This is a genomic window from Telluria sp. LT1R51-2 (assembly GCF_059685775.1).
Window position 1 is genome coordinate 2,897,806 of the sequence record NZ_JCASIM010000001.1, and the last position, 14,246, is coordinate 2,912,051.

The 14,246-nt window shown below is 62.5% G+C and carries 9 protein-coding genes; 8 read left to right on the forward strand and 1 reads right to left on the reverse strand.

What is annotated here, in order from left to right:
- The first annotated feature begins 71 nt into the window (after positions 1–71).
- Entirely contained in the window at positions 72–623 is a 552-nt protein-coding gene (locus AC56LH_RS12745; RefSeq protein WP_499648472.1) for a response regulator, read from the forward strand.
- Between the two features lie 134 nt (positions 624–757).
- Positions 758–2,857, forward strand: a complete 2,100-nt coding sequence (locus AC56LH_RS12750; RefSeq protein WP_499646530.1) for a hybrid sensor histidine kinase/response regulator — start codon at positions 758–760, stop codon at positions 2,855–2,857.
- 28 nt (positions 2,858–2,885) lie between these two features.
- Here the strand turns inward: AC56LH_RS12750 and AC56LH_RS12755 are convergent, their stop codons facing one another.
- The gene (locus AC56LH_RS12755; protein WP_499646532.1) at positions 2,886–6,077 is read right to left on the reverse strand and encodes an ATP-binding protein; all 3,192 of its coding nucleotides are present in this window, start codon (positions 6,075–6,077) and stop codon (positions 2,886–2,888) included.
- Between the two features lie 267 nt (positions 6,078–6,344).
- Here AC56LH_RS12755 and AC56LH_RS12760 point away from each other — a divergent pair, with 267 nt between their 5' ends.
- The 6 genes from AC56LH_RS12760 to AC56LH_RS12785 all read left to right on the forward strand — a co-directional run bounded on the left by AC56LH_RS12760 (position 6,345) and on the right by AC56LH_RS12785 (position 13,688).
- Entirely contained in the window at positions 6,345–8,009 is a 1,665-nt protein-coding gene (locus AC56LH_RS12760; RefSeq protein WP_499646534.1) for a methyl-accepting chemotaxis protein, read from the forward strand.
- Positions 8,006–9,286, forward strand: coding sequence for a cyclic di-GMP phosphodiesterase (locus tag AC56LH_RS12765; protein WP_499646536.1), 1,281 nt, complete (start codon positions 8,006–8,008; stop codon positions 9,284–9,286). The genes AC56LH_RS12760 and AC56LH_RS12765 overlap by 4 nt, the downstream gene beginning before the upstream one ends.
- A 307-nt stretch (positions 9,287–9,593) precedes the next feature.
- Positions 9,594–11,003 (forward strand): tyrosine-type recombinase/integrase, encoded by a 1,410-nt coding sequence (locus AC56LH_RS12770; protein ID WP_499646538.1) that lies wholly within the window; start codon positions 9,594–9,596, stop codon positions 11,001–11,003.
- A gap of 782 nt (positions 11,004–11,785) precedes the next feature.
- A complete protein-coding gene (locus AC56LH_RS12775) occupies positions 11,786–12,160 on the forward strand; it encodes a hypothetical protein (protein ID WP_499646540.1) in 375 nt (124 codons plus the stop codon).
- A gap of 514 nt (positions 12,161–12,674) precedes the next feature.
- A complete protein-coding gene (locus AC56LH_RS12780; RefSeq protein ID WP_499646542.1) occupies positions 12,675–12,914 on the forward strand; it encodes a hypothetical protein in 240 nt (79 codons plus the stop codon).
- A 189-nt stretch (positions 12,915–13,103) separates the two neighbouring features.
- Positions 13,104–13,688: a CDP-alcohol phosphatidyltransferase family protein gene (locus AC56LH_RS12785; RefSeq protein ID WP_499646544.1), complete on the forward strand. Its 585-nt coding sequence runs from the start codon at positions 13,104–13,106 to the stop codon at positions 13,686–13,688.
- Positions 13,689–14,246: the final 558 nt, after the last annotated feature.

Genomic DNA, 14,246 nt, shown 5'->3' on the forward strand with positions numbered 1-14,246 from the left:
TGGTTCTGGTGGCAACGAAGAAAAGTGCAGTGATGTCCGACGAGGTGTGTACCACGCAGGTTGCCGCCCACATGCTCGGCGTATCGGTATCGCTGGTGCAGCAACTGGCCGAAACGGGTGTGCTGGAGGCCTGGAAAACCCAGGGCGGGCACCGCCGGATTCCGCTCAAATCCATCCTCGACTACAAGCACAAGCTGGCCGGTAGCACACCGCGCGAAGGCGGCGGCCGCGCGACCATTCTCGTGATCGAGGACAACGCCATCCAGCGCGCCTTGTACCAGCGCCAGTTCGGCGGCTGGGATCTGCCGGCAGAGTTCATCTTCTGTGAAAACGGCTACCAGGCGCTGCTGGAGATTGCCCGCCGTCCGCCCGACATCCTGCTCGCAGACATCGTCATGGATGGCATCGATGGCTTTGAAGTTATCCGCACCGTCATGACCGACCCGGAGCTGGCCGACGTCAGCATCGCCATCCTGTCCGGGCTGCCTGCCGACGAGCTGGCAGCGCGTGGTGGCGTACCGGCGGGCGTGGTGTTTTTCCCCAAACCGATCAACTACGACGAATTGCGCGGGTACCTGCGTGCCAATCTCGCGCAACGCTCCCGCAACCTGAGGCCAGCGTAACGGACACGCCATGCCCAATCAACAAATTCGTTAAATACAATTTATTAAATTAAATTAACGGATTTAAAGGTTTTACCCTATACTTCTCGTGCCGACCAAAACCGACGGGGGCATGGGTGATCGCGGACACATCGATGAACGGCGTGCCATGGTGGCACCGCTTGCAGCAACTGGACACGCGCAGCACCAGTGGCATGATCTGCGCGGCTCTTGTGCTGCTGCTCACGCTCGGGCTGGTCAGCTCGGCATGGGTGTTGCGCGCTCGCGAGTTCGACGACTGGGCGAGCGACCTCGACAACCTGACACTGGTGCTGGCCGAAAGCACGGCGCAGTCGATGGCCTCGTCCAGCCTCGCGCTCGACAGCATCATTGCGGCGTTGCCGGCCGAGAACGACGATCCGGCCATGGGCGGGGAAGCCCTCTTTCGCACCATGACCGACAAGATCAGTGGCCTTCCCCAGGCCGCAGTTGCCAGCATCATCGGCGCGGATGGTGCGATGCTCAATTCCACCCGCGCCTGGCCAGCCCCGGTCATCAACCTGTCCGAGCGCGATTACTTCGCTTACCACCGGGCACACCGCGGCACCGCCCATCACATCAGCCGGCCGGTGCGCAACAAGGTCAACGGCGCCTGGACGTTTTACCTGAGCCGCCGTCGCGAGACGCCGGATGGTCGCTTCGCCGGCGTGGCGGTGGTCGGCATTTCGTGCGCATCGTTCAACGACTTCTTCCATTCCGTCAGCCCGGGCCAGGAGGCAGCGATCTCGCTGTTGTCGAGCGACCGGGTCGTGCTGGCCTCGTGGCCGCAGCGTGACGCCATGCTCGGCCAGTTGCACGACACCGGCTCAAGCGCTGCTGCGCCGCGCATGGTGGCGCAGCGGCCGGTTCGCAACTACCCGTTGATCATCGAAGCGTCCGTGCCCGAAGCGCTGTTGACGAGCCATTGGTGGCGCAATCTGCGCCCGCTGGGCGCGATTGCGTTGACCGGCATGATCGGCGTGGCCCTGGCGTTTGCCACGGTCCTGCGCATCGTACGCCAGCGCGAGCGCGATGCCATCGAGGCGCTGGCGCTGAAAGCCCAGGCCGAAGCCGCCAATCAGGCCAAGTCACGGTTCCTGGCGATGATGAGCCACGAGATCCGCACGCCGATGAACGGGATCGTCGGCATGTCCGAGTTGCTGCTGGGCGCCGGCCTGGCGGCCCCACTGGACCGGTATGCGCGCACCGTCCACCAGAGCGTGCTCGAGCTGCTGCGTACCATCAACGACATCCTCGACTTTTCAAAGGTCGAGTCCGGCAATTTGGAGATGGTGCCGCAGGCGTTCGACCCGCTGCGCCATGCGACGCAGCGGGTCGATTCGTACCGCATGAGCGCAGAGCGCAAACGCCTGGCGATCGTGCTGCGACCGGGCGTGCTGCCGCCCGCCGTCATGGCCGACGCCGATCGCATCGGCCAGGTGCTGGGCAATCTTCTCAGCAATGCCATCAAGTTCACGCCAGCCGGCGGCGGCCCGATCGAACTGACCGTGCTGGCGCGGCGCGATCCGGAAGCAGCCGGCGGCTGGGTGCTGCTGTACCAGGTCACCGATCACGGCATCGGCATCGAGCCAGCTGCGCAGGCGCGCCTGTTCCAGCCATTCAGCCAGGCCGACAACACCATCAGCCGCGTCTACGGCGGCACCGGCCTGGGGCTGGCCATCTGCCGGCGGCTGGCGGACCTGATGGGCGGCAGTATCGACCTGGTTCCGCGCACCGGCCCCGGCGCCTGTTTCCGCCTGCTCGTGCCGTGCAGCCTGGCGACGACGCCAGTGCCCGACCCCGTTACCGCATCCGGCCTGCGCGCCGCCGTAGGCTCGCCGCGCGTGCTCGTCGTCGAGGACACCGAGATCAACCGCGAACTGCTGCGGATCCTGCTCGAAAAACTCGGCTGCCGGGTCGATGAGGCCGTCAATGGCGAGGTCGCGCTGGCGGCGCTGGCGACCAGCACCTACGACCTGGTGCTGATGGATTGCATGATGCCGGTGCTGGACGGCTACGAGGCCTGCCGCCAGCTGCGCCAGCGCGAAGACGCGACCGGCGCGCCGCGCCTGGCGGTGGTGGCGTTGACCGCCAGCGCCATCGACGGCGACCGCGAACGCTGCCTGGCGGCCGGCATGGACGATTATCTGAGCAAGCCATTCACGGCGCAGCAGCTTGGGGACCTCGTGCGTCGCTGGACGCAGCCGGGCCGCTGAAAGACAGCCGCAGCCGCAGCACGTTGGCTCAGTGCGCTACCGCCACCGGTACGGTTGCCATTAGCGAGCGCGCAGCGGCCTCGGCGGCGCGGAAATCGAAGCGGCGCAGCGGATGCCAGACACGATCGAGCACCGCCGCAGCCAGCATGGGCGCCAGCGCCGCCAGACAGGCCTCGGCCTCTTCCAGCGCGTCGGCCTCGAGTGCATCCAGCAAACCGGCCAGATACGCGTGCAGCACTTCCGGTGGCGCTGCCACGGTTGGGACCGCCACGGCCGGTGCCGGTCCGAGGTACTGGTCGATGGCGCGCCGCGCCTGCGCCAGCACCTCGGTCAGTGGCGCCAGGTCGACTGCGGCGGCGTCAGCGCCCGGATCGCGCATCGCGGCGTACAGCATGCTTTCGGCCTGATGGGCTGCAGCGTGCGTGGCGGGCAGGGCCAGGCTGGCGGCCACGCCAGCCAGTTTATGGGCCAGCGCCGCCGCTTCTGCCGGCCGGCCGGCAGCCAGGCTGGCGCCGATGACCGTCGCGCTGTCGCCATGCAGGTCGAGAAACTGGGCCAGATACTGGCGGTAGGCCGCGCCGTCCAACCACAGCGCAAGTCCGGCGGCCACGTCGAGCGCTTCGGCGTCGTTCTGCGAGGGCGCCTGGCCGGTCGTGATGGCTTGGCCATGGCACAAGCGCGCAATCAACGCGAGCATCGCCGGCACGTCGAAGGGCTTGCTCAGCACATGGCACATGCCGGCCGCCAGCGCAGCCTCCTGCTGCTCCTTGAACGCCCCGGCAGTGAGCGCAATCACCGGCAGGTCGTCGAACTGCGGCATGCGGCGCAGCTGCCGGGTGGCCTCAATGCCGTCCATGACCGGCATCTGCACGTCCATCAGCACGACGTCGGCCTGCTCCGGATGCGCCAGCAGCCAGTCCAGCGCCTGCCGGCCATCGCCGACGCCGACGGTCTCGGCGCCCTGGTCGCGCAGGATGCGCTGGACCACTTCGCGGTTGATGTCGCTGTCGTCGACGACCAGCACGCACACGTCGCGCAGGACTTGCTCCTGGGGAGCATCGGTCGCGCAGACGGGCGTGGCATCGACCTCGGTGGATGCCTGCAACGGCAGGCTGAAGCTGAACACGCTGCCGCGCCCGGGCGCGCTGTCGACGACCAGCGCGCCGCCCATCAGCGCGACCAGCTGGCGGCAGATGGTCAGCCCCAGGCCGGTACCGCCGAAGCGCCGCGTGGTGGAGCTGTCGGCCTGGGTGAACGGCGAAAAGATTGCCTCCTGGGCGGCGGGGTCGATGCCGATACCGGTGTCCTGCACGCTGAACTGCAGCACCAGCGCATCGCCGTCGCGCCGCAACAAGGTGCAGCGCAGCGCGACCTGGCCGTTTGGTGTGAACTTGACGGCGTTGCCGGTCAGGTTGAGCAGCACCTGCTCGAGCCGCAACGCGTCCCCCAGCAGAACGCCGACACCGTCAGGCGGCGTGTCGACGATCAGTTGCAGATCCTTGTCGGCAGCGCCGATGCGCATGCTGATGGCAACCTTGTCCAGCAACTCGGCCAGGCAGAACGGCGCAGTCTCGATCAGCATGTGCCCGGCCTCGATTTTCGACACATCGAGGATGTCATTGACGATGGCCAGCAGGGACTGGCCGGACACGCGGATATTACGCACCATGCTGCGCGCGTCGGCGTCGATCGCGCGCTGCTCGAGCAGATAGGCGAAACCGAGCACGGCGTTAAGTGGCGAGCGGATCTCGTGGCTCATATTGGCCAGGAACTCGGCCTTGCTGCGGCTGGCCGTTTCGGCCGCATCACGGGCCAGCTGCATTTCGGCCTCGGCGCTTTTTTGCGCCGAAATATCCTGCGCGAAGACCAGCGTTGCCGGGCCATCCGCCAGCTTCACCTGGGCGGTGGTCTTGTAGACCGGCACGTTGTAGCCCCACTTGCCCAGGCCGATGGCCTCGAAATGCTGCTCGGTCGGGGTGTCGGCCTCGATCAGGGCCTCTTGCCGCGCCAGGTCGTCCAGCGACTGTGAAGCAATCATCGCGCGCCAGCGCAGCCCGGTCAGATCGTCCGTTGCCGCATAGCCATGCAAGGCCCGGTAGCGCGGGTTGGAATAGATGAAGCGGCCGTGGCGCAGGATGGCAATGGCCAGCGGCGCGTCTTCGATCAGCGTGCGAAAACGCGCTTCGCTGTCATACACGCCCTGCATGGCGACGCGCGCCCGCGCCTGCTCGGTATCCTGGCGTGCCCACTGCGCCCCCTTGCGCTGCAGGACCGCCAGCGCCGCGCAGGCGCCCGTTGCCAGCACGATAAACAGCACGGCCAGCGTCAGTCCCTGGCGCCGCAGCGGTGCAGCGACCGCAGTCACGTCGCGGCTCAAGCCGATCACGAGTGGATAGTCCATCGCCAGCGCCGCCGGCGCGATTGTGACCATCGCCATGACCCGCTGCTCGCCCGTGGTGTAGACCTTGCCTTCGAGTATGCCTGCCACCGTGCCGCTGCTGCGGTGGCGCTGGAAGAATGTGCCTGGCCGCGCCAGGTTGGTACCGTCGATGTTCCCCTTTCGCGGATAGTTGAGTAATTGCCGGCCGCGGCCGTGGATCACCAGTGCCCAGACGTCGGGCGCATACATCGCGGTACGAAACTGGCCGGTGAAATATTCGGGGTCGAGGGTGGCGAGCACGAGGCCCGCAAACCTGCCGGTGGCGTCCGGCACCATGCGCGCCACCGTCACCACCTGGTCGCCGCGGATCGAGCGGAATGGCTCGGCCACGTACAGCGTGCGGCTGCTGGGCGCGCTGCGCACTGCTGTCACATAGTCGCGCCGGGAAAAATCGCGCCCATACAGATCCTGGTGGCTCGCAGCACGCACTTGGCCGTCGCGGTCGAAGACCATCATCGCGCGCAGCCCGGGCATCGCACCGACCAGCGCGGCAAGGCGACCGGACAGCGCGGCATCGGCGACGATGCCGTCCGGCTCGCTCAGATAGTCGCGAACGATCCCTTCCAGCGCCACATTGGTGGCCTCGAGATCGGTCTGGATGTTGCTGGCCAACAGCGTGGTGAGCGACAGCAGCCGGGCCCGCTCGTTGCTTTCGACGCGCGCTACCTCGGTCAGATGCAGGTACGCGAGGCTGGCGCCGAGCAATAGGAGTGCGCTCGCCAGCATGGCGAATTCGACATACCGACGCCGCTTGACGGACCCGAGGGGTGGAATGACCATTTTTCTCATGCTGCACCTGGCTGGCGAGAACAAACAAAATCATGTCTGGATTGCAATGAACGCGTTGCTGTCGTCATGCGTCCTTCCATGGTGCACCACATGCGGCTCGCCGCGCCACTGAACGTGAAAAATCGCAACACAACCGCAAAAATAATTCAATTTATTCGTTTTATTTGCGGCATTCGATTTTTATGACTTAAAATTGTTGCCGGAGTGAATCAAATCGGTGGCGCACCACGCCCGCCCCACGTCAAGCAGGAGTCTTTCATGCGCAATAATCTTCCAGTTACCAACGTTGAAATCGAACTGAGCGACACGGACACCATCGTGTCGACCACCGATTTGCAGGGCAATATTACGTACGCGAACCCGTACTTCATCGCCATCAGCGGCTACACCGAGGAGGAGCTGATCGGCGCCCCGCAGAATATCCTGCGCCATCCCGACATGCCGGTGGAGGCATTCGCCGACTTCTGGGCCACCATCCGCTCGGGACGGTCGTGGACGGGCATGGTCAAGAACCGCTGCAAGAACGGTGACGCTTACTGGGTCATGGCAAACGCGACACCGGTCATGGAGAACGGCAAGGCCGTGGGCTACATGTCTGTGCGCACCAAGCCTACACGCGAACAGATCACGGCAGCGGCCGAACTCTATCGCAATATGAAGGCCGGCACCGCCGGCAATATCCGCTTCGAACAGGGCATGGTGCGCGCCACAGGACTACGCGGCCGACTGGCCGCGTTGACCAGGATGTCGCTGCGCCGCCGCATCGCGCTGAACCTGACGGGCCAGTGCGCGGTGCTGTTGCTTCTGCTGGGATTTCACGTGTTCGACGGCGCAGCCCAGTTTGCCAATCTCGAGACCATGCTCACTGTCCTGACCGGTGCTGCCATCACGTCGCTGCTGTATTTCTGGTACGCGCTGCACGCGACGCTGCTGCGTCCGATGGAAGCCGCGCGCCAGGCGTGTCAGGTCATGGCGGGTGGCGACCTGACTTCGGATTTCAGCAGCGACCGGCAGGACGAAATGGGCCAGCTGGTGCGCGCCATGCGCCAGGTGCGCGTCAACCTGCAGTCCATCGTGGGCGACGTGCGCAGCAATTTCCAGCAGATCAGCGTGGCGACCGCGGAGATCGCCACCGGCAATATGGATCTGTCGGGGCGTACCGAATCCCAGGCCTCGGCACTTGAAGAGACCGCCTCCAGCATGGAACAGCTGGCCTCGACCGTCCAGCAGAACAGCGCCAGCGTCGGCCAGGCAAGCACCATGGCCGAGGCAGCCGACGGCACCGCCGTGAGCGGTGGCCAGATCGTCAGCGAAGTGATCGCAACCATGAACCAGATCTCGGAGGCATCGCGCAAAATCGGCGACATCATCGGCATCATCGAAGGCATCGCGTTCCAGACCAATATCCTGGCCCTGAACGCGGCCGTCGAGGCCGCCCGTGCCGGCGAGCAGGGGCGCGGATTTGCCGTCGTCGCCAGCGAAGTGCGCAACCTGGCCCAGCGCAGCAACACCTCGGCGCAGGAAATCAAGCGGTTGATCGCCGCCTCCATCGCGCAGGTCGAGGCCGGCGCCACACTGGCTGCGCGCGCCGGCGAGACTACCCAACAGGTGCAGGCAGCCGTGCGCAAGGTCAGCGGCCTGATGAACGAAATCGCCTCCGCCTCGCGCGAGCAGGTTGCCGGCATCGGCCAGGTCAACGACGCCGTCACGCAAATGGACGGCGTGACCCAGCAGAACGCCGCACTGGTCGAGCAGTCGGCCGCCGCCGCCGCCGCGCTGCAGGAACAGACGCGCAAGGTGGTGCAGGCGCTGGCCGTGTTCAAGCTGGCCACCACCGCAGCACTCACTGCAACGCCAGCGCCAGCGCCCCGTCATCATGTGGGCGCCAAGCGTACCCCTGCGCTGCAACTGGCCATGCCATGATCGGCAGCGGTCGACAGGCCGCGCCGGTCGCGCGTCACGGCTTGAAGAAAGTCGCCATCAAGCAGTTGCGGTTAGGGATGTATGTGGAACAACTGTGCTGTTCGTGGATCGATACGCCGTTCTGGCAATCGTCGTTTCTGATCGAATCGCCGGCGCAGCTCGAACGCATCGCGGCCAGTCGCGCTGTCGATGCCTGGATCGACACCGAGCGTGGCCTCGATGTGGCGCCTGCTCCGGAAAATAGCGCAACGGCGTCGGCCGCCCCGCCTCCGGCAGCTGGGCCAGCGTTTCGCTTCCGCACCCCTGCGCATTCCACCATGGAAGATGAACTCGGCCGCGCCGCCGTGCTGCTCAATGCATCCAAGCGTGCCCTGTGCGACATGTTCAACGAGGCGCGCATGGGCTGCGCAGTCGAGATGCGCCACGCGATGCCGCTGGTCGAATCCATCGCCAACTCGGTACTGCGCAATCCCGGTGCGCTGATCGGTCTGGCACGCCTGAAGACGGCCGACAACTACACCTATATGCATTCGGTGGCCGTGTGTGCGCTGATGATTGCACTGGCGCGTCAGATGGGTCTGGACGACCATCTCACCCGCGAACTGGGCCTGGCCGGTCTGCTGCATGATGTCGGCAAGATGGCGATCCCGGCCGAAGTGCTCAACAAACCGGGCAGCCTGACCGAGGACGAGTTTTGCGTCGTACGCGGTCACCCGGAAAAGGGCCACGCAATGCTGCTGGCCTCACCCGACGTCGGCCCGATGGCGCTGGAAGTGTGCCTGCACCACCATGAACGGCCCGACGGCCGGGGCTATCCGCACCGGCTGTCCGGTGACGCTCTGGGACTGTACGCGCGCATGGGCGCAGTGTGCGACGTGTATGACGCCATCACCTCGAACCGGCCCTACAAGGCCGGCTGGTGCCCGGCCGAGTCGCTGCGCCGCATGGCCGAATGGGCCCGCGCCGGCCAGTTCGACGAGGCGGTGTTCGCCGCCTTCGTCAAGTGCCTCGGCATCTACCCCGTGGGCACGCTGGTGCGCCTGCAGTCAGGCCGCCTCGGCGTCGTCGCGGAACAACCCTGCGGCAAATCGCTGCTGCTGCCGAAGATCAAGGTGTTTTTCTCGACCCGGGCACGGGCGTACATCCGGCCGGAGTTGATCGACCTGGCGGCGCCAGGCGCGCGCGATGCGATTGTCGGATGCGAAAACGCTGCGGACTGGGGCTTGCACGACATCGACCATCACTGGCTTGGGGACAGCGTCGCGAAGACGCCTTGAAGGTGGGCTGGCCGCAGCGTGGATGCTGTAGCTGGGCAGAAAAAAGGCCAATCCGGAGATTGGCCTTTTCTTGATTCGATTGGTCGGGGCGAGAGGATTCGAACCTCCGACCCCGTGCACCCCATGCAATTTCTATAGCGTTCCACGAAATCCCGAGAAATCCCAATAAAATAGTTTTCCCTTTTTAAATCAATTGCTTGAGAATTCCATTTGTCCCGAATGGTCCCAAGCTGTACCATACGAGCCAGACAAACTGTAGGGGTAATTGTAGGGGTAAAAATCTTTTCACCCGACCCCGTGCATCCAAATGGCCAAGCTGACACAAAGAACACTTGAGGCAATTCGACCCGACCAGGCCGGCACCACGGTACGCGACGAAGGCGGCTTGCTCGGCCGCGTGCGGGTGAAGGCGGCAGGTGGAGTCACCGTTTCATTTTACTACCGGTACCGCTTCGACGGAAAATCGAAAGACCAATCCTGCGGCACTTGGCCAGCCGACAGTTTGTCCGCGATCCGTACTGCGCGCGATGCAGCGCGTTCAAAGGTCGCTGCCGGCATCGATCCAGGCGCCGACAAGAAAGTGGCTCGCCACGAGCAGCAGCAGGCCGTCGCAGCGAAGCTTGTCGAGATCGAAGTCGCGCGCGTAGGCGAGCTCACCGTCGAGGATATGTTCGACGCCTGGATCAAGGATGGGGTGCGGCGGAAGGACGGCAATGCGCAGCTCATGCGCCTGTTTGGCGCATACGTGATCCCAGCCATCGGGGCGATCGGTATCAAGATGCTGACCGAACACGAAATCCGCGATGCTCTCCGCTGTCAGGTCGACCGCGGCGTCAACCGAACCGCAGTCATTCTTTACAGCAGCTTGGTGCAGATGTTCGCCTGGGCCCAGAAGCGCCAGCCGTGGCGCAAGCTCATGATAGATGGCAACCCGATGGACTTGATCGAGATCGAGAAGATCGTGTCACCCGACTACGACATGCACAACCAGAGCGACCGCGTACTGTCGGCGGCAGAAATCACCGAGTTGCGCGACCTACTGCAGCTCGGAGAAGACGAATTCGCCAACGCGGCCGACAAGCGCCGCGCGCGCCGGCCGCTGGCGAAGCCGACGCAACGGGCGATCTGGATCATGCTGTCGACGCTGTGTCGCGTGGGAGAGCTGAGCATGGCCCGCTGGGACGACGTCGACCTGGCCGGTGCAGAATGGTTTATCCCGAAGGAGAACGTAAAGGACAATGTGGGCGACATGCGAATTTACCTTTCGCCCTTCGCGCTCGCTCAGTTCAAGCTGCTCCACGCCGTTACCGGACATTCGCCCTGGTGCTTCCCGTCGGCCGATGAAAAGTCGCATATCGACACCAAATCGATCACGAAGCAGATAGGCGATCGGCAATCGATGTTTAAGAAATCGAAGGACGGTGGTGTGCGCAAGCCGATGAAGAACCGGCGCTGCGACAATACCCTAGTGCTGGCCGGCGGCAAGAGTGGCGACTGGACGCCGCATGACTTGCGCAGGACTGGTGCCACTATGATGCAGGCACTAGGCGTGCCGCTCGACACGATCGATCGTTGCCAGAATCACGTGCTCAGCGGTAGCAAGGTCCGTCGGCATTACTTGCACCACGACTATGCTGACGAGAAACGCCAAGCATGGCGAGTCTTGAGTGATAAGCTCTCCGAGATACTTCAGCCGCATAACGCGCCGGGCACGTAGCGCACTGCCGCAGCAGGCCGATCGCCTAGTCCTCCCATGCGTCGTAGTGGTCGGCGCCCGGACGCTCGACTACCGGGCGTGGTAACGCCAGCGTGCTATCAAGGGATGCTTTTGTTGTCAGCTTCGATCGCGGCGTCTAGGTTACGCAGGCGGTCAGCATCAGGCACCTAACCCGCGGGCACAGGTGTGCCATTACGCGGGTTAGTGGCGAGCATGGCCTTGAGCCGCATGACAAGAGTACTACTCATGCATCCGGTATACAGGCTACGTTTTAGCAACAACAGCAGCCTCGGCACTGTATATATTGCTGTCTCGCGTAACTACCTATTGTCAACGAAGAGTGGCGAAATTATCCTCGCTTGACATGGTATTTACGAGAGAAGATATGTTGCGAGCAGTGCTGAGGTGGTTGAACCCGCCACGCCATGAGTGGATCTTGTCCGATGACCTCGAACGCCGCTATTGCAGCGTTTGTGGACGTAGGGAGCAGTACCTCGATGGTGACGAGTGGAACGGCTTTTATTGGGAGATGACACAGACCGGCGACAAGAGCGCTCATGTTCCTAACTATAACGGCTCATAGCAACGCGACTAGACGAAGCAAACAGACACTTCTTCGATAGGCTTCAGGCTATTCTGTCGAGGCCACGCCAGCGTAATGACGTACTCAATACGCGCAAGATGCTGATGCAAGTGTGAGCCGACTATTGCGCAGCGCCAGCCGTGAGCGCGTCGGTGGCGCCGGTGCGGCGCATTAAAGCTGCTGTCTATCGGGGGTGATTATGGGCAACGAGATTTGCGACCACCTGGACGAACTGCCGGCGGCTCCACGCGTTGACATTCCGGACGCCGACTTGGTGATACTAGAACGGGCCGCGCGCGCGATCGGCGCCTCGCGCCTGGACGTGGTTGATGGCGAAGGTTATGTCAATGTGCACTTCGCCGACGGATCGGTCGTGCACAGCTGGAATCCGCTCGTCTTCAGCGACGATGCGCTCGACTTGGTCGTGAGGCGCCGACTTCAGGTCTACGTACAGGAGCAGGCCACGCTGGTGATGAACGCCGATCTGGAATGGGCAAGCGAGCAACACGGGGACGACGCCGTCGCCGCCACTCGGCGAGCCATCACCCGCGCTGCGGGCGCGGCCGAGAACTAGCGCCCTATTTCGGCCACGCCTGGACCGTCTTCGCGTGGAAAGCTGCGCACTTCGAATACTGGCGCAGCAGCTCTATATCGCAAGCCTGCCACGCGTCGTCTTCAGAACTATAGGCCGCTCAGCCGTCGGCATGGGGTAACCAGCGCTATAGAGTCGACGCTGTTTCCTTTACAGAAATGTTCGCGTAAGCTTAAGGCAAGAGGCCGCTATCGGCCAAGAGCGGACGGTCACGATAGACACCTCAACAATCAACTGGGAAGTCAGTATGTCCTTATGCGATGCACTCGTGCGTGACCTTTCAGCATTGATTGGGGAAGAATGTTGGGGTGTCGTTTGCGGTGAAGGCTCAGGGTCTGTCCTCGGGCTGCACATGGGCCTCCGAACACTCGCACGTAAGCCCGTTAACAATCCTCATTTGAGTGAGCTAGTTCGGCTATATGACGGTGCCTATTCGTTGTTGGTCTGGTGCCCTTGGCGGATCGATTCAGACTCGAAAGTCGTTGCTGGAAGCTATATGTCGAACGCCAACGATGGTCCAATGGTCAACGGCAGCCAATCTATTTGTGGACAACGAATCATGGCTGTGACTTGTTCCACTCCGGCTTTTGACCTGCGTCTCGAGTTTGAAAACAGGCACTCGCTCGTCGTTCATTGTGGCGCCATCGGAAGGGATTACGAAGATTGCTATACGTTTGGAACACCGCTCGGTCACTATGTCATTGATCTGGAAGGAGAACTTAGCTTCGAAGCCTGAAAGTGACCGTCTGCTTCGGGTCGAAAACGGTCTTCATGACAGTCAGAGGTTTTAAGCCTTGGCGGCCTGCTATGCTGAGCCCACCGCCTAGGTTAGGCCATGAGTGGACGCGACAAGGTATACGAGCGACCTGAGAGAATTCCTGTTCACAGTTACCGAGGGTGCGGCTAACCGCCGCAGAGATTACCGATGTATCCGCTGACACGACTCATACCTTGGTTATTGGTCATTGCCAGGGCACTACTCGCTCCGGTCGCAATATGGATCGCAGTTGCAGGACTACCTGCAGCGCTGTGGATGGGGCAGTTCGTCGTGGCTGCGATGTCTGATTGGTTTGACGGGAAGCTGGCCCGCCGCTGGGGAACTGCAACACCAGGTTTGCGCCAGGCTGACAGCATAGCGGACACGATCTACGCTTTTGGGATCGCGATCAGTCTCTGGGTGAGTCATCCTGAAATTATCTATGCGCATCGCTGGGGTATCGGCATCGTGATCACATTGGAGCTACTTCGTTATCCATTGGATTGGTGGCGATTTGGGCGCGGCGCGAGCTACCATGCGTTGAGCGCAAAGCTTTTTGGAGGTTCACTGCTGGTCGCAGTCAGTATGATTGTGATGGTCGATTATGCGGGACCCTTGCTCTGGATCTCCTTGTTCGTAGGCCTTCTGTCGGAACTGGAAGGTATTTTGATTTCACTAGTCCTTCCGAAATGGACCCATGACGTCAGGAGCCTAAAAAGTGCGATTGACATCCGTGCCGGCAAAGCGCAGTAACAGGCCACGATGCTTGATCCTATGTCTGCATTGGGTCGCATCCGGCCAGTTTCGACAGGCAGGAATCGGCCAGAAGCGGACGTTAGCGTTAGATCTAGACGTGCTAGGTTTAGCTGAACTGCAGAGTTCGGTCATGGCGTCGTGCAACTTATCACCGTTTCATGGCTCGCTTCAACATACCGTTTGTCACGGAACTGTAATATTTCTCGTCTATCTTCAAGTGTCTCTTAGATGTTCTACTTTCTGCCCGCTGACACATTGTTGCCGGGCTATTTTTTTGGTGAGCACGCGTGTCTGCCCTAGCACGATGCGCTTTTACGAACACACATTGAGGCCAAGATGAATACTCTGATTACTGAACGACGTTCAAACCAAGTTGATGAGGCGCATCCAGTAGACTCGTCTCATATCTCTAACGCGATCCGCCAAGGTCTACTCCTGCAAAATCGAACTGGCACGCGCAGCGCAGTCGAGTGCATGAAAGCACTTAACGTTCCAGGAAGCGTCATTGGACGCGTGCTATCTGGTGGCACCATGCGAGCGGCGGACTGGGGTCCC

Excerpts from the sequence above, each read along its gene's own strand:
- AC56LH_RS12745 (WP_499648472.1), top strand. The coding sequence starts at position 72 with ATGCTCGGCGTATCGGTATCGCTGGTGCAGCAACTGGCCGAAACGGGT.
- AC56LH_RS12780 (WP_499646542.1), top strand. The coding sequence starts at position 12,675 with ATGTCGAACGCCAACGATGGTCCAATGGTCAACGGCAGCCAATCTATT.
- AC56LH_RS12770 (WP_499646538.1), top strand. The coding sequence starts at position 9,594 with ATGGCCAAGCTGACACAAAGAACACTTGAGGCAATTCGACCCGACCAG.
- AC56LH_RS12750 (WP_499646530.1), top strand. The coding sequence starts at position 758 with ATGAACGGCGTGCCATGGTGGCACCGCTTGCAGCAACTGGACACGCGC.
- AC56LH_RS12755 (WP_499646532.1), bottom strand. The coding sequence starts at position 6,077 with ATGGTCATTCCACCCCTCGGGTCCGTCAAGCGGCGTCGGTATGTCGAA.
- AC56LH_RS12760 (WP_499646534.1), top strand. The coding sequence starts at position 6,345 with ATGCGCAATAATCTTCCAGTTACCAACGTTGAAATCGAACTGAGCGAC.
- AC56LH_RS12785 (WP_499646544.1), top strand. The coding sequence starts at position 13,104 with ATGTATCCGCTGACACGACTCATACCTTGGTTATTGGTCATTGCCAGG.
- AC56LH_RS12765 (WP_499646536.1), top strand. The coding sequence starts at position 8,006 with ATGATCGGCAGCGGTCGACAGGCCGCGCCGGTCGCGCGTCACGGCTTG.
- AC56LH_RS12775 (WP_499646540.1), top strand. The coding sequence starts at position 11,786 with ATGGGCAACGAGATTTGCGACCACCTGGACGAACTGCCGGCGGCTCCA.